Below are 24,420 nucleotides of genomic sequence, written 5' to 3'. Positions count from 1 at the left end.
GATGCACCCTGATGATCTGGAGAGCTGCCCAAGTGGCTCTCCTTTTTCACTTTTTATCTGCGTTTTGACTGGGAAATAAGGCAGAAGAGAAAATATATTTATTCTCTCATGAAGGTGTAAGCTTCCTTAGGGAGAAGTGACGCTAACGCCTATGAAAGTCTATTTTGAATCTTGAAGTTTGAATTTTGAATTGCATAAGACTTGATATAATCGCCAGTCGAGCCACTGTATAGTTACGGGGGGAATAATCATGGCAGACTGGCAGGAAATTACTGGTGGGATTACAGCACCAAGGGGTTATCGGGCCGCAGGAATTACCGCAGGGTTAAAACCTTCAGGATTACCCGATTTAGCTTTGATATTGTCAGATGTAGAAGCGATCGCAGCAGGTGTATTCACCACCAGTCAAGTTAAAGCCGCTTGCGTAGATTATTGTCGTCAACGCTTACAAGCCAAGCATAATACGCGAGCGATTCTCTGCAATGCAGGGCAAGCAAATGCTGCAACAGGTAGTCAAGGCTGGGTCGATGCCATAGAATCAGCTATGGCAGTAGCCCAAGCTTTGAATATTTCCAGCGACTCTGTATTATTGGCTTCAACTGGGGTAATTGGACAGCGAATCCGGATGGAGAAACTCAAAGCCGCAATTCCTCAACTAGTAGCAGCACTCTCAGAAACAGGCTCAGATGCAGCAGCCGGGGCAATTATTACTACAGATTTGGTGACTAAATCGATTGCCCTAGAGACAACTATAGGCGATCGCCCCGTGCGCATTGGTGGTATTGCCAAAGGTTCGGGGATGATTCATCCCAACATGGCAACTATGCTGGCATTTGTCACCTGTGATGCGGCTGTGTCGCCAGGACTTTGGCAACAAATGTTAAGTCGTGCGGCTGACAGAAGTTTCAACTCTATTACTGTGGATGGTGATACCAGCACCAATGACAGCTTAATCGCTTTAGCAAATGGTCAATCCCGTACCCCAGCTATTATGGAAATGGGGCCGGAAGCGGAAAAATTAGAAGCGATGTTAACAGCAGTTTGCCAGCATTTAGCAAAAGCGATCGCCCGTGATGGTGAAGGTGCAACTTGTTTGATTGAAGTGCAAGTTACGGGAACTCATGATGAACTATCAGCACGTCAAATAGCTAAAACTATTGCAGGTTCATCCCTCGTGAAATCTGCAATTTTTGGTCGCGATCCCAACTGGGGACGCATCGCCGCCGCCGCCGGACGTGCAGGTGTACCTTTTGAGCAAGAAAATTTGCAAATCAAGCTAGGCGATTTCTTACTATTAGAAAATGGTCAACCTCTCTCTTTCGATCGTGCAGCAGCTAGTGCTTATTTAAAAAATGCCGCGCAAGGTGCGTATCTTAAAGAAGATACAGTATTAATTTCTGTTAGCGTTGGAAATGGTCATGGTACAGGTAAAGCCTGGGGTTGCGATCTAAGTTATGACTATGTGAAGATTAACGCCGAATACACGACTTAAGGAATTCGTAATTGGTAATTCGTAATTCGTAGTTAAAGATATTTTCAGGCAGGGATTTTGACCTTGGTGGAAACTCTCTTCTGACGAAGATGTTACCCTATTTTTAGTAGTCCCACATTGGCTGTAATAGCCAATATGGTCACAACCTCACACAATTAAGTGTAGATAAAAATTACGAATTACGAATTATTAATTATTTAGTTATGGCTGTTGCTTATTTCCATTTTTATGCTGAGTTAAATGATTTTCTACCACGAGATAAAAGACAAATCAAAATAATTCATAAATTTAGTGAGAGAGCTTCAATCAAAGACACGATCGAGTCTTTAGGTGTTCCTCATCCAGAAGTTGATTGTATAAAAGTAAACGATAATTATGTAGATTTTTCTTATATTGTCCGGGATGGAGATGACATCAACATCTATCCTATTTCTGTAAGTTCTCTTACTACACCAACAGTTTCAGTTCGTCCACAATCGCTCAGTACTATCCGCTTTGTTGTCGATATTCATTTAGGAAAACTAGCGACATCGTTAAGGCTTCTAGGCTTTGATACTTTATATCGTAATGATTATACTGATGAGGAATTAGCAGAGATATCCCATACACAAGTAAGGATTCTGTTGACTCGTGATAAAGGTTTATTGATGCGTAGTTTAGTAACCTATGGCTATTATGTCAGAAGTACTAATCCGCAGCAGCAAATATTGGAAGTGTTGCGACGCTTCGATTTATTTAAGTTAGTATCGCCTTTTCAAAGATGTTTGCGGTGCAATGGATTGCTAGAAACTATAGAGAAGGAAACAATAATTGACCAATTGCCAGAAAGTGTGCAATTGCAAAATCATGAATTTCATCACTGCCAAGAATGCAAGCAGATTTATTGGAAAGGGACACATTATGAACGCTTGCAACAGTTTATTGATGGCGTACTTGAATCAGAAAAAGTTAGCGATCGAGTCTTAGCTGTTGAGCCAAATAAATGAAATGCTCCTACCCTGCACTAATATTGGCAGAAATTATTTGGTCTTCTCCAACCTTATCTGCACTTTTTTCTTGGTCATCAAAATTCTCAGAAAGTGGGTTTTGTTCAAGATTTTCTGCTTCTGGTGGTATTGTATCTTTTTCTAGCTCAAGAGAGCGCGCAGGTTCTTTAGCGTCAGAGAAATCGATGAGTGGTTGCGACTGTTCAGAATTCATGAGTTACTAAATTATGGCGTTTTCTATAGTGTTAAATTTATTGCGATCGCAAACCTCTTTCTCAAGAAATAAATCAGGAGTATTCGGTGACATCAATATTAGCCCTCGACTTTGGCGGAACTAAGCTAGCAGCAGCCACGGTAAATCTTGGTTCTAGACAATGGCTGCGTTATGAACGTCGCCTTTCTCCGATGAATGCAGATGCTAACACCGATTTAGAAATTATGCGATCGCTCATTCACTCTTTGCTGCAAGATACTAAACCAACGGCTATTGGTGTCAGCTTTGGGGGGCCAGTAGACGCTACCACTGGAACAGTAAGACTTTCTCATCACGTTCCTGGTTGGGAAAATATTCACCTCAAAGACTTACTAGAGAAAGAGTTTGGCGTTCCTACTTATGTAGATAATGATGCCAATATTGCTGCTTTAGGCGAACATCGCTTTGGCGCAGGTCAAGGTTCTGATGACTTGTTTTACATCACCATTAGCACAGGTGTCGGTGGTGGTTGGATACTCAATGGTCAGCCTTGGCGAGGTTTTGGAGGAATGGCTGGTGAAATCGGACACGTAGTTGTAGACCCAGCTGGCCCTGTATGTTTGTGTGGTAAACGAGGATGTGTAGAACGTTTAGCTTCTGGCCCCTATATGGCGCAAAATGCACGCGAAGTATTAGTAAACGAACCCAAAATAGGAAAAATTCTCCGGGATTTAGTAGGCGATAATTTAGAGTTACTCACAGGGCAATTAATAAGTGAAGCTGCGGCTATGGGAGATGATTTTGCTCAAGAGATTTTACGAAAATCGGCTTGGGCGCTAGGTGTGGGTATTGGTAATGTAGCGAATTTAGTAAACCCACAATTGTTTATTTTAGGTGGAAGCGTCACCAAAGCTGGTAATAGATGGTGGGAAATTCTACGTCACATGGCGCGGGAGACAGCACTACCAGAAGTTGATTTTGCAATTGTCCCAGCGGCTTTAGGTGATGATGCGCCTTTATGGGGTGCTGTTGCACTTGCTCAATCTGCCTTCGAGTAAATTGATTCGGCAATACTATTTATTGATTACGAGATTCTAAGTATTTTAAAATTCTTTGATTTTCCAGTGTTAACTCTCTAATATCTGCTGCTAAATCTCTAATATCTCCTGTATTGTTATCAATTCTTCTTTGATTATCAATCATTTGACGCTGCATATTCACCATTTGCCGTTGCATATCATCTAGCCTAGGTAAAATGCTACTAGCTAAATCAGTTAAAGCTTGAATTGACTTAGCGTTAGACTCTATTAGTTTCTCAAGACGTTCAATATCACTCATATTTTTTCAAAACTTATATAATAACTATGCCCATATACGTCCTGATAGACAATCACACTCAAAAGTTATTATAACAAAACAAGCGCATTATCGAATCATCATAAGTGGCTCATTTTGCTGTAGTTTATTTTTTTAGGTTAATTTTTATCTTATACTAATTCAAATAATGTTGGCGACATATAAATTATTCGTAAGGAACATTATTATCTAACCATCGCATTTTTTTATTAGTATTATAAAGCCCGTCAAGATTAAAGAATTTGCGCTTATTGATTGGCAATATAGCAGATCTAAATCAACTATCAGCTAAAAAATATTGCTTATTGCCAGGCTCTAACAATAGGTTCAGCACGTTGATAGTGAGCCTTGATATGACTGACTCAATAGAGTTATAAGTCAAGGCGATCGCATCTATTACCTAAGACCATATTTCTGTCATGTGCTGTTGTCTAGCTGGCATTCTATAAGAATTATTAGTAAAAAATTAGGCAAGCCTGGAGAACAAAACAATTTAAGGTATATTTTAATTGTGCATAAAATGACAGCAACACTTCTATGATCTGCTGCCTAAATCCCGATTGTCCGAATCCTCTAAATCCTGACGGTTCAAATTTTTGCTTAAGTTGTGGAACAGGGTTAGTACCGCTACTCAGAAATCGTTACCGTATTATCCAACCATTGGGTAGAGGAGGTTTTGCGCGTACTTATCTAGCGGAGGATGTAGATAAGTTAAATGAACCATGTGTTGTTAAACAGCTAGTTCGCGGTCAATTTTATAGTGGCGGTGGTAGTGAAGCCCAGAAAAAAGCTACTGAGTTGTTTGAGCGAGAAGCAAAACGCCTACAAGAATTGGGAAAACACGACCAAATTCCTACACTGTTTGCCTATTTTAAAGAGTATGACTACTTATATTTAGTACAGGAATTAATAGAAGGTCAAAATTTATTGCAGGAGCTAAAACAGCAGGGAATATTTGATGAAATAAAAATTCGGCAATTATTAAATGATTTGTTACCTTTGCTGGAATTAATACATCAGCAACAGGTAATTCACCGAGATATTAAGCTAGAAAATATTATTCGTCGTCAACGCGATGCCTACGGCAAGGGCGAAGCCCAACGCAAGTTAGTGTTGATTGATTTTGGTGTGTCTAAACAAAAGACTGAAACAATCGACACTTCACCAGGGACAATTATTGGTTCTTTAGGTTATGCACCAATTGAACAAATTCAGTTTGGAGAAGCTTATCCTGCTAGCGATCTCTACAGTTTAGGAATAGCTTGTTTTCATCTACTAACTAATATTGCTCCCTCGCAATTATGGATGAAACAAGGCTTTAGCTGGACTAATAGTTGGCGCAACCACATGACCCAACCGATTAGTCAGGAATTAGAGATAATTCTGGATAAGTTATTGCAAGAAAACCACGAACAGCGTTATCAGTCAGCCAGAGAAGTTTTACAAGATTTAAATTCTCAGATGGCTCCACATTGGAATGTACCTCACACCATTATCTCGCCACAGCAAGTCATACCACCACAGCCACAGATTCCACAGCCTACTCCCTCAGCCACACATTTCTCTATGAGAAAATTATTGCCTGGGGTTGTGATTGTCGGTTCAGGTAGTTCGTTTTTAGCTATCACCCTCCTCAGCTTTCTAGGGACTACTTTGATTAGTTCGGGATTATGGTTGATAATTTTAGGTGCTCTAATCTTTACTCAATCTCGCTCTTTGTTTGAAAAAACTTATTTATTGATTATTGCTGTAATTACAAACTTATTCATTGTCTATATATTCCACAGTTGGCAAATAAACAATCCTTTACAGTCTGGAACTAATGGATTGATAATTGTAGTCTTACTAGTTATGCTGGCTGGCTTATTAGCATTTATCCTCATGGGAATATCCCAGATCGTAGACAAATTAATTACTAAACAGTTTTGATTTTGTAATTGATTTTACCTTTTGTTAAACCGTATTTAGATAAATTTATCTAATTAAGAGGGGTAGTTATTTATGACACATAAGGATGAGAATATACGGTTACTAGTCTCTCTGGGAATAGCGGGTGTAATGGTAGCAGTTATTTTATGGTTAGTAAGCAAAGTTGCTTCTAAACCAATCTCAACGCCTTCAACACCCTCAATGGTAAATTCCTCTGGAATGCCGATCGCATCTACTCCAGAATGGATGAGTATAGGTGATAAAATTTTAGTCACAGCAGATAAAACAGATGAAAAAGTAGCAGGAGTAAATGCTTTTAAAGCTGGAGATTTTGGCACTGCTATTATCAAATTTCAAGCATCCTTGCAAAGCCAGCGCAATGACCCAGAGACATTAATTTATTTGAATAATGCCAAAATTGGCAGATCAAAATCTCTCAAAGTAGGCGTTCTTGCGTCAATTGGTAGTAGCTTGAATGAAGCAAAAGAAACTTTGCGGGGAGTAGCACAAGCTCAAGAAGAAGTAAATAGCAGTGGCGGTATTAATGGCGTACCATTGCAACTGGAAATTGCCAGTTTAAATAATTTTGGAGATTTGGAGAAGATAGATACTGAACTGGCTAAAGACTCTAATCTTTTAGCAGTAGTAGGGTTTGGGCGTAACAACAAGCTTTATCAACAGAGTGGTTTGGTGAGAGTATCTCCAAGCAGCGGTAGAACTCAGCCTGGACAAAATCAAGCACAGTTTCTGATGGATAGTAAATATGTCTTTAATGTCAGCCCGAATCGTAATATTTTTAATCAAACTCTTGCTGAATATATTGTCAAAAAAGAACGCCGCACTAATATAGCTATTTGCAGAGATTCTTCATTTAGAACCACTCAAGAGACATCTAACCAGGAAAGATCAAATCAAGAAATTGTCAAAGAATATACCGATTTAATAGGTAAAGCTGGAGGAAAAGTTACTGCTACAGATTGCGATTTAGGAGCAGCTAATTTTAGAGCTAGCGATTTTATTGCTAAGGCCACCAGCGATGGCGCAGAAGCCATACTTCTGATTCCGCGAATCAATAATATTAATCCTGCACTGGATGTGGCGAAAGAGAATAGAGGTAGACTAGCGCTTTTTGGTTCTCAACAGCTTTATGGTGAAAAGATTTTAAAGTATGGACAAGGAGATATCAAAGGGATGGTGATATCTGTACCTTGGCATCGAGATGCTAATCGTAATATGAGTAAAGGTAATTCCTTTGCCGAGAAAGCCGCTAAACTTTGGGGTGGAGATGTAAGTCCGAGAACGGCAACAGCTTATGATGCTCTGCAAGTAATTATCGCTGGTTTGAAAGAAGATAGTACTCGTAAAGGATTGCAAAAGGTGCTATCTAATCCTAATTTTTCAGCGATGGGAGCAACAGGTAAAATTCAGTTTTCACCATCAGGCGATCGCCAAGGTGGAGTCTTTTTAGTCAAAATTCAGCCATGTGAATCTGGTAAGCCTTGTGCTTCTAGTACTGGCTATGATTTTGTGCTCTTACAATAAAATATTGTTTTTATTTATACCCATAATTCTGGAATTTTTCTCAGGTGTTCAATCAGATTGGCACCTATTTTTTATACATTAAAAGTGTCTCAGTATATATTTTCTTGAGTATGAAAAAACTCTACTTTTGTCATACGTATACACAGCAACTTGCTGTATATAATAATTGCAAAAATTATATCAATTTGAAAATTTATGGTGACAGATGAATTCACGCAAGCCAGACTCAGAAGGCAATCCTCAATCTAACATCTCAAACTAAAACTCAAAATAGTATTAGGGAATATACTTCTGCTCAATTAAGCACTAATATACTAAATACACAAAAGTATAAATTAGGTGCATCAAAAACTAAGGCACAGCAAAAAGTCTCAAGAGTGAAGACAAAGCGACTTCAGGTTTTGAGAGCTATTTGTAACCGTATTACAAAGCTCTAGTTTGCCTCAGTTCGTGGAAAATACGCTTTTATCCAAAAGTCTTATGTATAACAAAGACAATTTTGGGCTTTTTGACTCTACTTTAGACACAGCAGTAATCCTAAATAAGTGCACTACCCTAGCAACTTAGTTGATGAAATGACTCTGGCGACGGCTCTTTTTTTCTGAAGAATTTTTGTAGAATTATCTGACTTTATATGACTCAGTCTTCTCCGCGAAAGCAAGTTGGCAAAAGAAAAATTAATCAGTTACAGGGTAGTCAAAAAGACATAGAGAACTCTAAGATAGATAGTTCAAAACGCCCCACAATAATTCAAATTTCTCATCCTCAGCAAGTCGGAAGGCAAGATTGGAGCTTCAAAACCAAAGCAACAATTTGCTCTTGTGCCATTAGTATGCTCCCTATACTGGCAATTGGAGGTATAACATACTACGTTGGAAACCAACTAATTAAAGAGCAGATTCCCCAGACAGAACAAGTAAGCGCTCAAGATTTAACAGCAACTAAACTAGCACTACAAAAACAGTTATCGCTGTTGTTAATTGGAACTGGGGGAATGACTTTATTGGTGGGTGCGATCGCTGCAATTTTAGCTAATCGCGCCATTCGCCCATTCCTGAATGCGGTGGCGCTCTCTAATAATATTGTGCAGAGGCTACTGCCAGAAAATGTCGGGACTCACACAGCGATCGCTAGCAAAAACGAACTAGCTGTTTTAGAGAAAAACATCAGTTTAATCAAAAAAAAGCTGCCAGATTTGCTGTGGAAACAAGAAGGCGAAGCTGAACCTATCGAAGTATTGATGAACATTACCCGCAACATTCAGGAATCCCTCAATGAAGAAGATGTTCTCAAAACCACCGTTGAAGAAGTGCGCAACGCCTTCAGCACTGACCGCGTCACGATTTTCCGCTTTAATCCCGATGGACAAGGAATCTTTGTCGCAGAATCAGTAGCATCAGGTTTACCAAAAACTTTATGGGCTACTGTCAAAGACCCTTGCTTTGAAGGAGAGTATGTTGAAAAATACCAAGATGGGCGCGTTGTCGCGATTGATGATATCTATCAAGCAAATCTCACTGATTGTCACATCGGCTTGTTAGAGCGATTTGCGGTCAAAGCAAATTTAGTCGCACCAATTCGCCAAAAAGATCGATTATTCGGTTTGTTAATTGCCCATGAGTGCGCTAAACCCCGCTTTTGGCAGCAGTCTGAGATTGATTTGTTCGCCCAGATCGCTACACAAGTAGGATTTACTCTCAACTACACTAGTCTGCTGGAACAAGTAAATTCCCAAGTCGATCGAACTCAGGTATTTGTAGATATTACTCGTCGGATTCGAGAGTCACTTAATGAAGAAGATGTTCTCAAAACCACGGTAGAAGAAATCCGCAAAGCAATGAGCACTGACCGCGTCATAGTTTATGGTTTCGATCCTGATTGGTACGGTACCGTAATTGCAGAATCAGTGCTTCCCGGTTTTCCCAAAACGTTGCGAGCTAAAATCAAAGACCCTTGTTTTGCCGAAGGTTATGTAGAAAAGTACCAAGCTGGTAGAGTGCAAGCTATCAGTAATGTTGATGAAGCAGGTTTAACTGAGTGTCACCTGAATCAACTCAAACCCTTTGCTGTCAAAGCTAATTTGGTCGCACCAATTCTCAAAGATGACCAACTCTTTGGCTTATTAATTGCACATCAATGTTCTGCTCCCCGCGATTGGCAGCAATATGAGATTGATTTGTTTGCTCAAGTTGCTATGCAAGTAGGATTTGCTCTCGACCACGCAAGACTACTTCAGCGAATTGATGCTGAAAGCGTACGAACTCATCTACTAGCAGACTTGACGCGCCGCATTCGAGAAACGCTCAACGAAGAAGATGTTCTGAAAACCACCGTTGAAGCAGTTCGCAAAGCTATTAGTACTGACCGCGTCATGGTTTATGGTTTTGATGCCAACTGGTATGGCACCGTAATTGCAGAATCAGTGCTTCCTGGTTTTCCCAAAGCATTGTGGGCAAACATCAAAGACCCTTGCTTTGTACAGGGTTTTGTCGAAAAGTACCAAGCTGGTCGCGTGCAAGCTATCAGTAATATCTATGAAGCAGGTTTGACTGAGTGCCATATTAATCAACTCGAACCCTTTGCTGTCAAAGCCAATTTAGTCGCACCTATTCTCAAAGATAACCAACTATTTGGCTTATTAATTGCACATCAATGTTCTGCTCCCCGTAATTGGCAGCAGTCTGAGATTGATTTATTTGCTCAAGTCGCTATGCAAGTAGGATTTGCTCTCGACCATGCCAGACTTCTCAATCAGGTAGAACAAGCATACCAAACGGCGGAGGCAACTTCTGTTCAGCAGCGTCAAAAACAAGAACAGCTCCGCTTGCAAGTCTCGGAACTGCTCAACACTAGTAATAAAGTAGTGCAAACCCTTTCCACAGAAGTTGCTCTTCAGCAGATGCAATCTATAAATTCCATCTACAATCAAATTCAAATGTTGGGTGATTCGGCTCAAGAAATGATTCTTTCTGCCCAACAAATAGAAATTCAAGAACAGCAGCTTAGTCACAAGGTGCAATACGAAAATGAGTTAATGAACCAAATTTTCCATAGTATCTGTGCTATCCAAGCAAGTGTTTCAGAAGCTGCTGAAAAAGTCAACCTTATAGAGCAACCTTCTCAAAAACTAGCTGAAATAGTCAGTCTTATGAGTAATGTAATCTCGCAGATGAAACTCCAAGCTATGCACACAGCACTGGAAGCATCTCGTACTGGAGAAGCTGGTCAACAATTTGCCGCGATCGCACAAAAAGTACTTTCTTTAGTACATGAGTTAGAATCTGAGATTACAGAAGTTCAACCACTTGTGGCGAGAATTCAAACAGAAAGTCACGAAATTATTGCTACCATCCAGTCCAAAGCAGAATCGGTTAAAAGTAGTGCTGAATTGGTAGAAGAAACTCAGCAGCAACTTAATGAAACGATCGCTGTCACTAATCAAATAAAAACGTTAGTAGCCAGTATTACACAAGCTGCTACTATCCAAGCCCAAACTTCTAACTCTGCAAACCAATCTATTTTGGAAGTTGCTACTATTGCCAATCAGACTTCCGAGCAAGCTTTAGCAATGGCAGAGTCATTAGCTCAGTTGGAGACATTTACACAAGAATTTTCATAAAGGTGGAGGTAGAAGGCAGAATAGAGCAAAGAAGCTTTCTACCTCCCGCTGCACCTGTCGAAATAATTCTTGTTTTCAGCAAGCAATGACCCTCAACTGAATTTTTGATTAATCATTCTTTTGTGATGCTCTCTAACTTCTTTTCTAAAAAATTTATATTCTGATTCAGCGGCGCTCAAATGTTTGAGTATTTTGTTTTACTCATTCAACATTTATTCCCTCTTACTTAAATACAGGAACATAGCTATGGTTCTTGACTTTGGTATCCAAGAAAATCTTGACCAAGACTTTGTTCAAGAAGTCTCAGAACTTCTACAGCAAATTCACAACGGAATACTAGAACTTCCATATAACTATACTTCTGCCAAGATTCGTCACATGGTACGAGCTGCCCAAACTATTAAAGGTACAGCTAGCCAGGTTAATTTAACTGACATTCAAACTCTAGCTCATCGTTTGGAGAAGATTTTTCGGTTTATGTCGCTGGAAAATACTTTCATAGACTCTCAGCTAACAACTTCGCTCCTACAAGCTAACGATTATCTAAGATTAGTTTTGATAGCTCAAATTCAAGCCAAACCTGATGATATCGCTAGTGCCTTAGCGAAAGCAGAACCAGTTTTTGCGCATTTAGAAGCTAGACTCACCCATAAACCATCAGCAGTTACTCCTCAAAGCTCTAATTTAGATGTATCTCAGTTGATTCCTACCACAGAGGTGACACAAGCTTTAGAAACACTAGAAATGATTCTGGCTGAATCGGAAGCTAATCAGTTAGTAGAACAACTGATACAACAGGCAGAGGTATTTTTAGGTTTTGGGGAATTATTAAAACTCTCTGAGTTTGTAGCGATCGCTCAAATTACGATAACTTCCCTGCACACAAGTCCGCAAGCTGCTCAAACCATCGGGCAGATCGCTTTGGCAGGTTGGCGTGCAGCTTACGAAAGTATTGTCAAAAAAGATATTCCTCAGTCAGTTGCAGCTGTAACCAAAAATACTTGCATCCCTACAACACCGCGAAAGCTGACAACTTCTCAGCTATTTGTCTGGGTAACAAATCGTACTATTTTCACGATTAATTCCAACAGCGTTGAAGAAATTTTAGTTGCCAAAGCCGACCAAATTATTTATTCCCAACAAAAGTGGTTTTTACATTGGCAGGGAAAAATTATTCCCACCTATCAACTCTCCCAACTACTCAGCAATGAAAATCTAGCGCCGGAAAAAACTACTAACCCAGCTTTAAGTGCAGTTCAGTATCAAGAGCATCAGCCTGAGCCAATATTAATACTCAGACAAGGTTCGCAAATTTTCGCCTTACAGCCAGAAATTGAATCGCTGATTGCAGAACCAGAGTTAATCATCCAGCCTTTAGAATCAGAAGCCAAACTTCCCAATTATGTTTATGGTTGTACGACTTGGAAAGATAGTCTATTACCAGTGATTGATGTGGCGGCGCTGTTGCAGCAGACAATTGACCAAACTCAAGAGGTTAACGTCACGGCGAAATTGCTCGATTCCCCAAACACAGCAATCGTCAGCCAACAACGTACTATTCTAGTCGTAGATGATTCTAATAGCGTACGACATATTGTATCCTTGGCTTTGCAAAAAGTAGGTTACAAAGTTTTACAGGCAGAAAATGGACAAGCAGCGATCGCCCAGTTACAGCAGAATTCTCACATCCAACTGGTAATTTGTGATGTGGAAATGCCTAATATGAATGGCTTTGAGTTTCTCAGCTATCGTCTGAAAGAGCCGCAATTAGCAAAAATTCCCGTAGTGATGCTCAGTTCTTGCAACACTAATAAACATCGTCTGTTAGCAATGCAATTAGGAGCTACCACTTACTTTACAAAACCTTACGTTGAGCAAGAATTTTTGGCAGCCTTAAAGTTGATTGTGGAACAGAAAAGTTCTTGCTAATAACAATTTGAATTTGAAATTGTCAAATACTGATGTATCTTCTATATATCAGTTGAGAAAAAATTGTGGGTAAAATCAATCAAATGCAGGATACTAAAGAATTTTCTGCAATTTATTCATGTACTAAAAAAGCGTAATGTCTACAGTTCTTATTATCGAAATCAGCCAAGCTATTTTCGATATCTAAAACATCAACTTTTACAGGTGCATCTGTAATTTAAGTCAAAACTAAATTATCTCGGTGAACTACAGTTTCTGCACCTGCATAGCCTAAAATTTGGGGAATTTCTCGTGAATGATAGCCGCGAATTTTTTGCAGTTCTTCGCTGTTGTAGTTTACTAATCCTCTAGCAATTTCGTTACCATTGCTGTCACACAATTGCACGGCTTCTTGAGTGTCAAATTCTCCTTCTACTGCTTTAATACCAGCCGCTAACAAGGATTTTCCAGCTTGAGAAATGGCCGCGATCGCACCTGCATCTAAATATAATTTTCCAGCAGGTATGAGGCCGTAAGCTATCCAGCGTTTACGGGCTGAGGTGGGTTCGGGTTGCGGTTCAAAGTGCGTACCTAGAGGTTCTCCAGCGATGATTTTCTCTATATTGCGGGGAAATCGCCCTTGAGTAATTACCGTCCGCACGCCAGCCGCGATCGCAATTCTCGCCGCCGAAATTTTCGTCACCATCCCGCCTGTACCCCATTGGGAACCTTGGGAGCCTGTTTGGATCTGTAATTCGGCTAATTCTTTAATGCTACTTACTAGTGCGATCGGTTGCGCATCGGGAACGGAACGGGGATCGGCTGAGTACAATCGATCGACATCAGTGAGCAAAAATAGCCAATCTGCTTCTACTAGACTCGCAACTAATGCAGAAAGCGTGTCATTATCGCCAAATTTTAGCTCATCCACCGCTACCGTATCGTTTTCATTAACTACCGGAATCACTCCTAATCCCAGCAATTCCCGAAAGGTGTTGTAGATGTTGAGATAGCGGCTGCGCTGTACCAAGTCGCTACGAGTTAACAAAACTTGGGCGATCGGCTGTTGCAAAGTGGTAAATAAATCATCGTAAACCCGCATTAATCGCCCTTGTCCGACAGCTGCTACTGCTTGTTTGAGAGCGATCGCTTTGGGACGTTCGGTTAAGCCCAAGCGCGCACAACCCACTCCCACAGCGCCAGAGGACACCAAAATCACTCGATGACCTTGGCGTTTTAAATCAGAAAGTGTTTCTGCCAACGTAGCAATGGTAGAAAGTGCTAATTGTCCGGTTTCTGGTTGAGTCAGGCTAGAAGTGCCGATTTTGACGACGATTGTTTGAGGCATTGGGCATTGGGCATTGGGCATTGGGCATGAGTCATTGGTCATTAGTGGCTAAATCACCCAACAAAGGACAAATGACAAAGGACTAAAAAAATTTTAAAGCGCCAGGTCTTCTATAAGTGAAGGCTGACGCTTTACAGTTTTATATGTATTTGTTATGGGCTAGGGTCTTTTTTGGCTGACCCCATCTTATTAATACTTATAATCCCAGATATTTTTGATTGCGAAAGATTCCTTAATTATTTTTTTAGATTTACTTTCCTGACTTATTATCAATCTTTGTGAATTTTTGTATACTTGGGAGCGATCGAAGCTCCTAAGGCTTCTGATACCCAAACTTCAAAGTTTCTGATAGGGTGAGAGCGCAGAGCTACATCTGGGTGAATCATGGGTTCAACCAAGATGGTAAACATTCCCAAGCGATTACCTGCTAAGACATCAGTAAACAAGCGATCGCCTACCATCCCCACTTGATGAACTGGTAAGTTCATCGCCCTCAGTGCTGCTCTAATTTTGCGTCGTGAAGGTTTGGCAGCACCCAAGTAATAAGGTAGGTTAAGAGACCGAGCAATTCCACCAATCCGCATTTCGCTCAGGTTATTGCTCACTAACCAAAGAACAGTAGAGCTGCGGATTTGTTCTACCCACTCTCGTAATTCTGATGAAGCTGCCCCTACTCTTATCGGTACTAGAGTTTCATCTACATCCAACACCAATCCCTTCAATCCATATTGCCGGATAATATCTGGTGTCAGGTTTAAGATTGAACCTTCTAAAATCAAGTCTGGCTGCAAGAGGTTATTCCAGGTCATATTCAAGAGTCAAGATTAGCCCAATTTTATGTGGCACTTTACTTAAGAATAATTAATATTGCTGTACTTTGTTAATTTTGACAACAAATATTTAGTATTTTTTTGAATACGACAGAGCATATTTGTGCTAAAAGTATTTTCTACAAAATATAGCCATCCAGTTTATTTTTGAAAAAATTACCTAATTTTGAAGCTTAATTATAGGCTAGGTAGTGCGCAATGCTAGATGCTTGAAGCTTTAAACTCATGCTATCTACTACCTCCTATAAGTAGATTTTAAAAATCAGATAAAAGTCCTATGGAAACACTTAACTTTTTTCTAGATAAACCTGAAAATAGGGAATTTTGTAACCCAAAATTACAAACCAGGTTGTGAATAAAAAACAATGGGTAAATTGCTGTTTGATAGCTACCCTAACAGCAATAGACAAGAGACAAAATTTTATAAAACGAGCGTCAGGCGAAATGTTTGACTCTTAACAAAAGAGATAACTCTTTTGTGAGTGAATTAAACAATCAAATTCAAAATTAAGAAATGTAATATTTTAATTTTGAATTTTTAATATTATTCAACCTCATTAAAAAGATGTTCTTCTAACAATGGTTGTACCTTGCGGAACTCTTCAGGAGAAAGTAATTCAGGCTGACCTGTTTTTGAGATACGAGCAAAAAACAACAGTGGATCTAGAGGTGTGTAAATTGCATATTCTTGCTCTTCATCGTAGAAACTAGCTAGTAGCTGTAATTGCTCTGGCTCTAAATCTGCCTCATCATCTTCGATTTCTAAGGTGAAGAGTTCAGACTCTTCTACAGGAGGTAACTCACCCGCAACTGTTAGAGCATAGGCAGTATTCTTTAATATTAAATTCTGCTCCGATAAAACAGCTTGGGCAGTGGGAAAAATTTTTTCAATGGTGAAATCATCTTCTACCAGAACAGCCTCTTCTTCTTCGTCTTCACCTTGCCAAGCAAAAATTTCTACAGGTGAATCAACAGGTAGAAGTAAAACATATTCTTGCCCATCAACTGAGAGAGAATGCTCAATATAACAATCGAGGGTGCGCCCTTTGTCGTCTGTCAAACTGATGGAGCCAGCTTGAGCGTTATCATTATCGTCGGGAAATTGAGAAGAAAACATAGCCGAGGTATGGAACTTATAAATACCAGTAAATTTGGAATTTGAAAATTGCACAACTATTTAAGGACATAATGCCTAATAAATAGCTTGATACATATATACAAATACCAGGTAACAGTTTTCAGAATATCATGTTAAAAGGTATCAATACTCAATAGCTATTGCTGAACTCTGAGATTTCGCTCGTCGAGCATCTAGCCATTGTTGCAAAATTAGTGCAGCTGCTTTGCGATCGATCAAAGATTTGTGGCGTGATGGCGAGCGATTCTCCGCTTTTAACAGTTGCTCTGCTTGAAAGGAAGTTAATCGCTCATCCACGTATTCCATTGGCAGATTTAAAGCTTTAGAAAGCCTGGTAGCTAACTTTTGCACGTGACGTGCTTGAAATCCTAAAGAGCCATCCATTGAATAAGGTAAGCCAATGACTAGCACTTGTACTTGGCGATCATGAACTATTTGTCTGAGTTGCTCGACATCTTGCGCAAAGGATGTGCGCTCAATCGTAGTGATACCTGTAGCTATTAAGCCCGTACCATCACAACCTGCTACGCCAATACGCTTGCTTCCTAAATCTAATCCTAATGCTGAAATCAATGGCTTTGATCGCTCCTAGACTGTCACACTATTTCTCTGGCTGCGCATCCGCTGACTCAGGCTGACAAGATGCTTCTAAACTAGAAGGTTTACTGCCAAAAGCCGCAGGTTCTGATTTCGTGGGTATCGATCTATCTTGCGATCGCTTTTGAACTTGTTGTGTCCATGACATACCCCCTGGTATGGGTTTACGCGCCGGTTGCAGCCCTTGCAAAACTTCTGGCCACTGAATTCCCTCTAAGGAGACAAATTTAGACTCCCGTAGCTTGTGCCAAACTGAGCGAGACATGATGAGAGTATGTTCTATGCGTTTAGCTCCAATTCGTTCTAAATACTCTTCTCGCTCTGGCTGATAATCGGAGGAAGCTAGTTGCAAACCTTGCTGGGGAAAATCTTGGACAATGCGCGCTAGTTGCGAGAGCAACTCTGGATAAAGCCACGTATAGGCGGGGTGAACTGTCAGCGTTGCTACGTGGGGGCTATTACCTTTACGATCTAGTTGTACCTGAAAATGCCCAATAGCTGCTTTGCGTTGGGGTTCAAACACATAGCCACTTACTACTTCTGTTTTCGTGACCCACTGTTTGACAGCATCGCTTAAGGCCCCAAACAAACTAGTTTTGAAGTCTCTGGTGTTGCGATCGAACACTTGACGCACCAAAGGCGGCATGGATGCGGTATCTAGTTGATATAACAACTGGGCATCAGCATTACTTATAGGCAGGAGGTTAGGCAAGTCTGGCTCTGCTTGCGCTAATTCAGTCAACAATTCGGGTTCGATTTCCCAGTAGGTCATCTCTGCCAGACGCTGAAATCCATTTTGCCGATATAGTGCTAGCGCCTCTAAATCGTTGACATTTACTTCTAGTATCCAAGTACGTGCTTCGACAATCGACTCAAAGCAATGGCGTAAAAGTTGGGAACCAGTTACTTGTTTATCAGTAGCACTGTCTAGGATCGCGCGATCGACCCGCCAAGTACTGCGCGTGCGGTTAAAAGGTGAGACTTGAATCATTCCTAGAAGCATCCGCCCTTGCTCTGCTACATAGGAACAGAACAGGTATTGTAACGGGTTAGGAAACCAACTCAAAAATTTTAAAAAGCCATACCAGCGTCGCAGCCATTGCATCTGGCGTGTGGCAAAATCTGCTCCTTTGGGAGTTTGGGCCGCGAATGACTCTTGATTTAGGCGTTCAATACCGTCCAGATCCCGATATTGGACAGGTCGGATGATAACGCTGAGATTTCGAGGAAGTAATGAAGTCATTTTAATTCGAGCCGCTATTAAGCCTTAATTAACTGCTCTTGCTGAGTAAGTGCTGCAATAATAATATTAGCGGCTTTCCGCCACTTGGTAGCGATCCAAAAGAGTGATCTTGATAACTAAATACTGCAAATAAATAAAAAAAGCAGATTTGATGATAACACTGGTAGCATTAATCAACCATATCTGCTTCTATTTTATGTGAATTTAATAAAAATATTGTGTAATCTACACTAACCCTTGCCGAGATGCTAATTTTTCAAAGTAGGCTTGGGTTTGATGGAGTAATTGCTCTCGGCTATCTTCTAAGTTTTGTTTCAGGGGTGGAACCAGATTGCGAGCTTGTAAAGTCATGTGTAGTTGTAAATGGGCCACATACTCGCTGAAATCTTCATTATTTACTACACTTGTGCCCGTTAAGAGATTTGATTCCATTGCCACTGGTATTCTCCTTTAATTAGTCTTGTGCAGTTTTTGTTCACATGACCAAAACCTATCATGTTGTTTTGCCCAGCTTTGTATTTTGCAATGAAGTGTAATGGTTCTTAGTTTGGGCATCTGTCATTGGTCATTGGTCATTTCTCCCCACACTCCCTCACTCCCATACTTCCACTGCTCCCAGACTTAACAAATTCGACTTTTGGGCTGCTGTCAAACCTGTAATTCTGTAAATATTCATTTCCTGATAAATTTGTTCTGCCTTGAGGGTGTTGACACACTGTTGGGTCTGTACATCCCAGAATTTAATAGCTGCATAAGCATCACCAGCAATCAAGGTTGTACCATCAGGACTAAAGGCAAGACACATTACCCAGATATCGTGTCCTGCCAAAGTGGCAAGACAATCGCCACTGGCTATATCCCAGAGTTTGATCGTGCCGTCACTACTGCAACTAGCCAACATCCTACCATCGGGACTGAAAGCGATCGCCCAAACTAAATCTTGATGTCCGGGGAGAACATGAAGACATTCGCCTGTTTCTATATCCCACAGTCGCGTAATGCCCTCAAAACTACTACCTGTGGCGAAAGTGCGATTATCTGGACTAAAAGCGATGCTCCAAACCCAATTATGATTACCTGTGAGAGTTTGATAACATTGCCGAGTTTCTAAATCCCAAATTCTCACGGTTTGGTCAAAACTACCTGCTGCTAACTTCTTGCTATCGGGACTAAAAGCAATTGACATTCCCAGGTGTACTGGAAAAGTATCAAGAAGTTGTCCTGTGACAGTATCCCACAGTCTAATCTGGCTATCGTAACAGCTACTTGCTAAAAGCAGACCATCGGGGCTAAAGGCGACTCCTGTCACCATTCCTGAATGCCCATGCAAGATTTTGGTACACTGACAAGTTGCGACATCCCATAACCGAATTGTGCGGTCAGCGCTGGAACTAGCTATGGTGCGTCCATCAGGACTAAAGTCAACAGAGAAAATTAAATCTGTGTGTCCATAAAAAATGCGACATTTACCATCGCTTGTCCATAAACGCACTGTGCGGTCTTCGCTCCCAGTAGCAATGAGATCGGGGAGAATGGGATGATAAGCGATCGCTTTAATCCAATTACTTCTACCTTTAATAACGCGGAAGCACTCGCCACTCGCTACATCCCACAGCCGCAAGGAAAAATCATCTGCACCGCTAGCTAGCTGGGTTCCTTGAGGGTTAGCAGCGATCGCATTCACAGAGTTATTATGCCCTTGTAAAGTCTTCAGACACTGCTGGGTACTAATATCCCAAAGCCGAATTGTACAATCTATGCTACAGCTAGCCAGGATGTTACTGTCATCGACAAAGGCGATCGCTAGTATCCCATTCAAATGTCCTTCTAGAACTCCAATACAAACACCGCGCTCAACATCCCAAAGCCGAATTGTTTTGTCTAAGCTACCACTAGCAAGTACTCCTGTAGCACTAAAGGCTAGGGATTTGATCCAATCATTATGACCATGTAAGGTTTGGATGCAGTCACCTGTAGCTAAATCCCAAAGCTTGATACTCATATCCTCACTACCGCTAGCAAGAATGTCATCTTTTGGACTCAACGTTACAGACCAAACTCGGTTGCTATGTTCTAATAATGTTCTGGTACATTCCCCACTGCTGAAATCCCAAAATTTAATGCTCAAGTCGGCGCTGCTGCTAATTAATGTCTTACCCTCATCTATAAATTTCACGCAAAGAACGCCACCTTTGTGACCTTGGATAGTTTTAATACACTGTCCAGTTAAAACATCCCAAAGCTTGATTTTGGCATCTTCTCCCGCAGTTGCTAAGGTACTACCATCTGGACTAAAAGCTACACTCCAAATAAAACCAATATGCCCCTGATAGGTAATTAATTGTTGACCGCTGTTCGCATCCCACAGACGAAAATAGCCGTCAAAGTGCCCTGTAGCTAGAGTATTGCCATCTGGACTAAATGTAGTGCATACCAATGTAGATAGGGTTTTGGCAAATACAGAATTGGATAAATCTGTATAGCTGAAATTAACTTTTTTCAGTGGCGTATCTTGAAGATATGCCTGCCAAATTGTCAGGTAAGAAAAATCATATCCAGTTAAATCAGTTTCCAGGTGACAGAGTAAATTTAGGATATTGCCACCTGTATATGTCGGCTCTAGTTCTGGCGGTAATTTATCTATATTTTGTTGGAGAGATTTTTGTTGTTGCGATCGCAAAATCTCTTGCAGCCGAGATTCAATAGCTTGTTTAGTTCGCAGGTTTTGCAGTAGCAAATCAATTATTGGTTGCAGAATTAATTTAGTTTGGGCAACACGGATGTAATCTTTGGATGTGGCTTTAATTAAAGCATGGCTGTAAAGCAGGGAGTGTGGCGACGTTTCCCCCAGAATTTCTGCACATACTTCCTGAATTAATTGATCTGTCACATATTCCATCACCACAGGTTGCAAGATGAAGCGAACGGGGTTTTGCGGAACTGATTTTTTTTCAATCAAACTGCGCCTGTTGAGAGATTCTAAAGCCTCTAACAACTTCATCGAAGCTATCGGTAAAACTAAATCAGCGCGTAACTCTGCTAAATTTACTGGTTCGCGATTAATTGCTAGCCAGAACATTAATTCTTTTTCTAAGCTAGAAAGGCGATGAAATTGCTGGTTTATTAAGTCGTAAATACTACCAAAAACTGTAGAACCATGAGCGAAAAATTCCGCTATATTGCCATCAAATAATTCTTGAATCGTGGTAGCAATAATTTTAAGAGCTAAGGGATTACCTGTATAGTGTTGAATTAAATTTTGCCAATCTGTATCTGAGCCACAAAAGAAACTTTTGGTTCTGACTAATTTTAAAGCAGCGATCGCACTCAAGCCTGTGAGTTGCAAAGAGCGAATCGGCAAATTTTCACCTTCTAAAGCTGCGACTTCCTGGGGTTTTTCTCGACTGGTCAGCAACACACAACTTTGATGAGTGGTTTCTCCCAGTTGTTTGAAGAGTTGTCCGTAGTTTTCATAACCAGATTGATAGCGTCCCGACTGATCTCCACTAGCGAAAATAGATTCGGCATTATCCAATATTAGGAGACAACGGTGCGATCGCAAATGCATGATGAATTGTGAGACTAAATCCCCCTTTTCAGATACATTAACTGGCTGTCCGCAGGCAAAAAACTGAAGCAAATTGACCAACAATTCTTCTAGCGACGGACTGTTGCGCAGACTCCGCCACACAACAAACTCAAACTGTTCTTGAATCTGCTGTGCTAGTTTTACCCCTAGGGAAGTCTTGCCAATTCCGCCCATACCTAGTATTGCTACTAAGCGACAGCGATCGTTTAAAATCCAATACTCTAACTTGCTAACTTCGTCAGCGCGTCCAAAAAAAATCGAGACATCAACAGCCTCACCCCAATCAACTTTGAGTGCTGAGTTATGAGTTTTGAGTCCTGAATACGCAGATGGGGAGGAAATTACTTCCCCAACCTCCTCTGCTTCCTCTGTTCCTCTGCTCCTCTGCTCCTCAGTTCCCCCTACCCGCTGATAATCGCTTGGTGTTAACTCTAATCCAAAAGCTCTAAAGAAATATTCCAGGGTTTGCTTATCAACACCTTCTGCGCGTGCTAGGACTTTGGAAACTGTAAAGGGAGCTAATTGAGTGCGATAGCTCAATTCTTCTAAAGTAAATCTAGCGCCATCATTTTCTTTGATTTCTGCCTGATGCCTAGCCTCCTGAAGCTTTTGAAATCCTAGAAGACTGAGAATAATTCCACGCCTGCGTCTTTGCTTATGCGATTCCATTGGATTACACCGCTAACGCCAAGTCGAGATTAACTTTATAAGTTTTCAGGCAATATTATGAGTTTTATCAAATTTTCGCGAAAGTAAGCGATCGCTTTTTATAAGTCTAATTTTTCACGATATATGGAAAAAAGACAGAGTATAGGAGATAAAACAGATTCTCAACCCTCTGCCTTCTGCCTTATGTCCTAAGGCACAATCAAAACTGGACAAGGTGAAAGATTAATCACGCGGGTAGTGACGCTATCAGTTGCGCCTTCTTCGGTTAAGCCTAAACCGCGACAACCCATAATGATTAAATCTGCCCCAATTTCATCGGCTACATCACAAATGGTAAAAGCTGGCTTACCTTGCCTTTCCAGGACTTCGGCTTTAATTCCTTGTTGAGAAAATAAAGTTTGGGCACTTTCAAGTAATTTGGCAACTACCTCCGGTGACACCATTGGATCGGTAACAGGTGCGTCTGCGGGCGGTTCTTCAACTACGGATAGTATTATCAAACGGCTACCATACTTTTGTACAACGTTGGTAACTACCTCAGCCGCTTCTCTAGCTTCCCGGCTTTGATCGATGGGAAATAGAACTGTCTTGAACATCTCTCTCACCTCCGTACCCCTTGCTCCGGTAAAATCTGGATGGTTCTACTTTCAAAACAATAACAAAAAGGCGATCGGGAGGGTCTGGCTGTGTCCAAAAAAACTTTAGCAAATTTATCTGCAACAGATGTATCTGGTAAACGTGCCTTAGTGCGGGTGGATTTTAATGTGCCTTTGGATGACCAAGGCAACATCACAGACGATACTCGGATTCGTGCCGCTTTGCCAACTATCCAAGATTTAACGCAGAAGGGAGCTAAGGTAATTCTAGCAAGCCATTTTGGTCGTCCTAAGGGTGTGGATGACAAATTACGTTTGACTCCAGTGGCCAAGCGGTTGTCTGAATTACTGGGTCAAGAAGTCATTAAAACTGATGACTCTATCGGTGATGATGTTGCTGCTAAAGTTGGAGCTTTACAAAACGGCCAAGTGCTGTTGCTGGAAAACGTCCGCTTCTACAAAGAAGAGGAGAAAAACGATCCAGAATTTGCGCAAAAATTGGCAGCCAATGCTGATTTTTATGTCAATGATGCTTTTGGTACTGCACACCGCGCCCATGCTTCTACGGAAGGTGTAACTAAATTCCTCAGCCCTTCTGTAGCTGGATATTTGGTTGAGAAGGAATTGCAGTATTTGCAAAGCGCAATTGAAAATCCGCAACGTCCTTTAGCAGCTATTATTGGCGGTTCTAAAGTTTCCAGCAAGATTGGTGTCATTGAAACACTGCTAGAGAAGTGCGACAAACTAATCATTGGCGGTGGGATGATTTTCACCTTCTACAAAGCCCGTGGTTTGAATGTTGGTAAGTCTCTAGTTGAAGAAGACAAGCTAGAACTAGCCAAAAGTTTAGAAGCTAAGGCTAAAGAACGCGGCGTTACTTTCCTGTTACCCACAGATGTGGTAGTAGCAGATAAGTTTGCTCCCGATGCTAATGCTCAAACTGTGAGCATCGACAACATCCCCGATGATGGCATGGGTTTGGATATCGGCCCGGACTCAGTCAAAGTGTTCCAAGAAGCGCTTGCAGATTGCAAATCGGTGATTTGGAACGGCCCTATGGGTGTGTTTGAGTTTGATAAATTTGCCGTAGGTACAGAAGCGATCGCTCAGACCCTCGCTGAACTGAGCAAGACGGGCGCTACCACCATTATCGGCGGCGGCGACTCCGTGGCAGCTGTAGAAAAGGTTGGTTTAGCCGATCGCATGAGCCACATCTCTACTGGCGGCGGCGCTAGCTTGGAGTTGCTCGAAGGTAAGGTATTACCTGGTATTGCGGCTTTAGATGAAGCTTAAATAATTAGCCCGTCAGCTAATTTTTGACAATTTTTAGTAAGGGTGCGATCGCGCCCTTACTTTTTTAGTTTCAACTTTCAGCCTCAAAAAGC

Annotated in this window: 18 protein-coding genes; 8 read left to right on the top strand and 10 right to left on the bottom strand. The window is 41.1% G+C overall.

Going from position 1 to position 24,420, the window contains the following annotated elements:
* The first annotated feature begins 250 nt into the window (after positions 1-250).
* Together argJ and AACU33_RS35740 are read left to right on the top strand one after the other, a co-directional pair.
* A complete protein-coding gene (gene argJ, locus AACU33_RS35745; protein WP_096594969.1) occupies positions 251-1,492 on the top strand; it encodes a bifunctional ornithine acetyltransferase/N-acetylglutamate synthase in 1,242 nt (413 codons plus the stop codon).
* A gap of 203 nt (positions 1,493-1,695) precedes the next feature.
* Entirely contained in the window at positions 1,696-2,478 is a 783-nt protein-coding gene (locus tag AACU33_RS35740) for a Mut7-C RNAse domain-containing protein (RefSeq protein WP_096594968.1), read from the top strand.
* Positions 2,479-2,485: 7 nt separating this feature from the next.
* Here AACU33_RS35740 and AACU33_RS35735 read toward each other — a convergent pair whose 3' ends face one another.
* The gene (locus tag AACU33_RS35735; protein ID WP_096594967.1) at positions 2,486-2,692 is read right to left on the bottom strand and encodes a hypothetical protein; all 207 of its coding nucleotides are present in this window, start codon (positions 2,690-2,692) and stop codon (positions 2,486-2,488) included.
* A gap of 86 nt (positions 2,693-2,778) precedes the next feature.
* Between AACU33_RS35735 and AACU33_RS35730 the strand changes: the two genes are divergently transcribed.
* Positions 2,779-3,729 carry an ROK family protein gene (locus AACU33_RS35730; protein WP_096594966.1) on the top strand — a complete coding sequence of 317 codons (951 nt, stop codon included), beginning with the start codon at positions 2,779-2,781 and terminating at the stop codon, positions 3,727-3,729.
* Between the two features lie 19 nt (positions 3,730-3,748).
* On the opposite strand, the gene AACU33_RS35725 is transcribed toward AACU33_RS35730, so the two are convergent.
* Positions 3,749-4,009 carry a hypothetical protein gene (locus AACU33_RS35725; RefSeq protein ID WP_096594965.1) on the bottom strand — a complete coding sequence of 87 codons (261 nt, stop codon included), beginning with the start codon at positions 4,007-4,009 and terminating at the stop codon, positions 3,749-3,751.
* A gap of 555 nt (positions 4,010-4,564) precedes the next feature.
* Between AACU33_RS35725 and AACU33_RS35720 the strand changes: the two genes are divergently transcribed.
* From AACU33_RS35720 to AACU33_RS35705, 4 genes are all read left to right on the top strand, one after another.
* Positions 4,565-5,956, top strand: coding sequence for a serine/threonine-protein kinase (locus AACU33_RS35720; protein WP_096594964.1), 1,392 nt, complete (start codon positions 4,565-4,567; stop codon positions 5,954-5,956).
* 72 nt (positions 5,957-6,028) lie between these two features.
* Positions 6,029-7,498, top strand: a complete 1,470-nt coding sequence (locus AACU33_RS35715; RefSeq protein WP_096594963.1) for an ABC transporter substrate-binding protein — start codon at positions 6,029-6,031, stop codon at positions 7,496-7,498.
* 634 nt (positions 7,499-8,132) lie between these two features.
* Entirely contained in the window at positions 8,133-11,117 is a 2,985-nt protein-coding gene (locus tag AACU33_RS35710; RefSeq protein WP_096594962.1) for a GAF domain-containing protein, read from the top strand.
* A gap of 246 nt (positions 11,118-11,363) precedes the next feature.
* A complete protein-coding gene (locus tag AACU33_RS35705) occupies positions 11,364-13,046 on the top strand; it encodes a response regulator (RefSeq protein ID WP_096594961.1) in 1,683 nt (560 codons plus the stop codon).
* A gap of 217 nt (positions 13,047-13,263) precedes the next feature.
* On the opposite strand, the gene proB is transcribed toward AACU33_RS35705, so the two are convergent.
* The 8 genes from proB to AACU33_RS35665 all read right to left on the bottom strand — a co-directional run bounded on the left by proB (position 13,264) and on the right by AACU33_RS35665 (position 23,035).
* Entirely contained in the window at positions 13,264-14,373 is a 1,110-nt protein-coding gene (gene proB, locus AACU33_RS35700) for a glutamate 5-kinase (protein ID WP_096595504.1), read from the bottom strand.
* A 269-nt stretch (positions 14,374-14,642) separates the two neighbouring features.
* Entirely contained in the window at positions 14,643-15,182 is a 540-nt protein-coding gene (locus AACU33_RS35695; protein ID WP_096594960.1) for a YqeG family HAD IIIA-type phosphatase, read from the bottom strand.
* A 565-nt stretch (positions 15,183-15,747) separates the two neighbouring features.
* The gene (locus AACU33_RS35690) at positions 15,748-16,320 is read right to left on the bottom strand and encodes a DUF3727 domain-containing protein (protein ID WP_096594959.1); all 573 of its coding nucleotides are present in this window, start codon (positions 16,318-16,320) and stop codon (positions 15,748-15,750) included.
* A 144-nt stretch (positions 16,321-16,464) separates the two neighbouring features.
* Positions 16,465-16,914 (bottom strand): Holliday junction resolvase RuvX, encoded by a 450-nt coding sequence (gene ruvX, locus AACU33_RS35685; protein ID WP_339376468.1) that lies wholly within the window; start codon positions 16,912-16,914, stop codon positions 16,465-16,467.
* A 28-nt stretch (positions 16,915-16,942) separates the two neighbouring features.
* Positions 16,943-18,181: a GNAT family N-acetyltransferase gene (locus tag AACU33_RS35680; RefSeq protein ID WP_339376467.1), complete on the bottom strand. Its 1,239-nt coding sequence runs from the start codon at positions 18,179-18,181 to the stop codon at positions 16,943-16,945.
* 225 nt (positions 18,182-18,406) lie between these two features.
* Positions 18,407-18,613 (bottom strand): hypothetical protein, encoded by a 207-nt coding sequence (locus AACU33_RS35675; protein WP_096594957.1) that lies wholly within the window; start codon positions 18,611-18,613, stop codon positions 18,407-18,409.
* Between the two features lie 160 nt (positions 18,614-18,773).
* The gene (locus tag AACU33_RS35670) at positions 18,774-22,439 is read right to left on the bottom strand and encodes an NB-ARC domain-containing protein (protein WP_096594956.1); all 3,666 of its coding nucleotides are present in this window, start codon (positions 22,437-22,439) and stop codon (positions 18,774-18,776) included.
* 188 nt (positions 22,440-22,627) lie between these two features.
* Positions 22,628-23,035, bottom strand: a complete 408-nt coding sequence (locus AACU33_RS35665) for a universal stress protein (protein WP_096594955.1) — start codon at positions 23,033-23,035, stop codon at positions 22,628-22,630.
* A gap of 90 nt (positions 23,036-23,125) precedes the next feature.
* Here AACU33_RS35665 and AACU33_RS35660 point away from each other — a divergent pair, with 90 nt between their 5' ends.
* Positions 23,126-24,328, top strand: a complete 1,203-nt coding sequence (locus AACU33_RS35660; protein WP_096594954.1) for a phosphoglycerate kinase — start codon at positions 23,126-23,128, stop codon at positions 24,326-24,328.
* Positions 24,329-24,420: the final 92 nt, after the last annotated feature.

Origin of the sequence: Calothrix sp. NIES-2098 (assembly GCF_963875125.1) — a bacterium.
GTDB lineage: Bacteria > Cyanobacteriota > Cyanobacteriia > Cyanobacteriales > Nostocaceae > Aulosira.
This window is presented reverse-complemented; position numbering and strand designations above follow the sequence as displayed.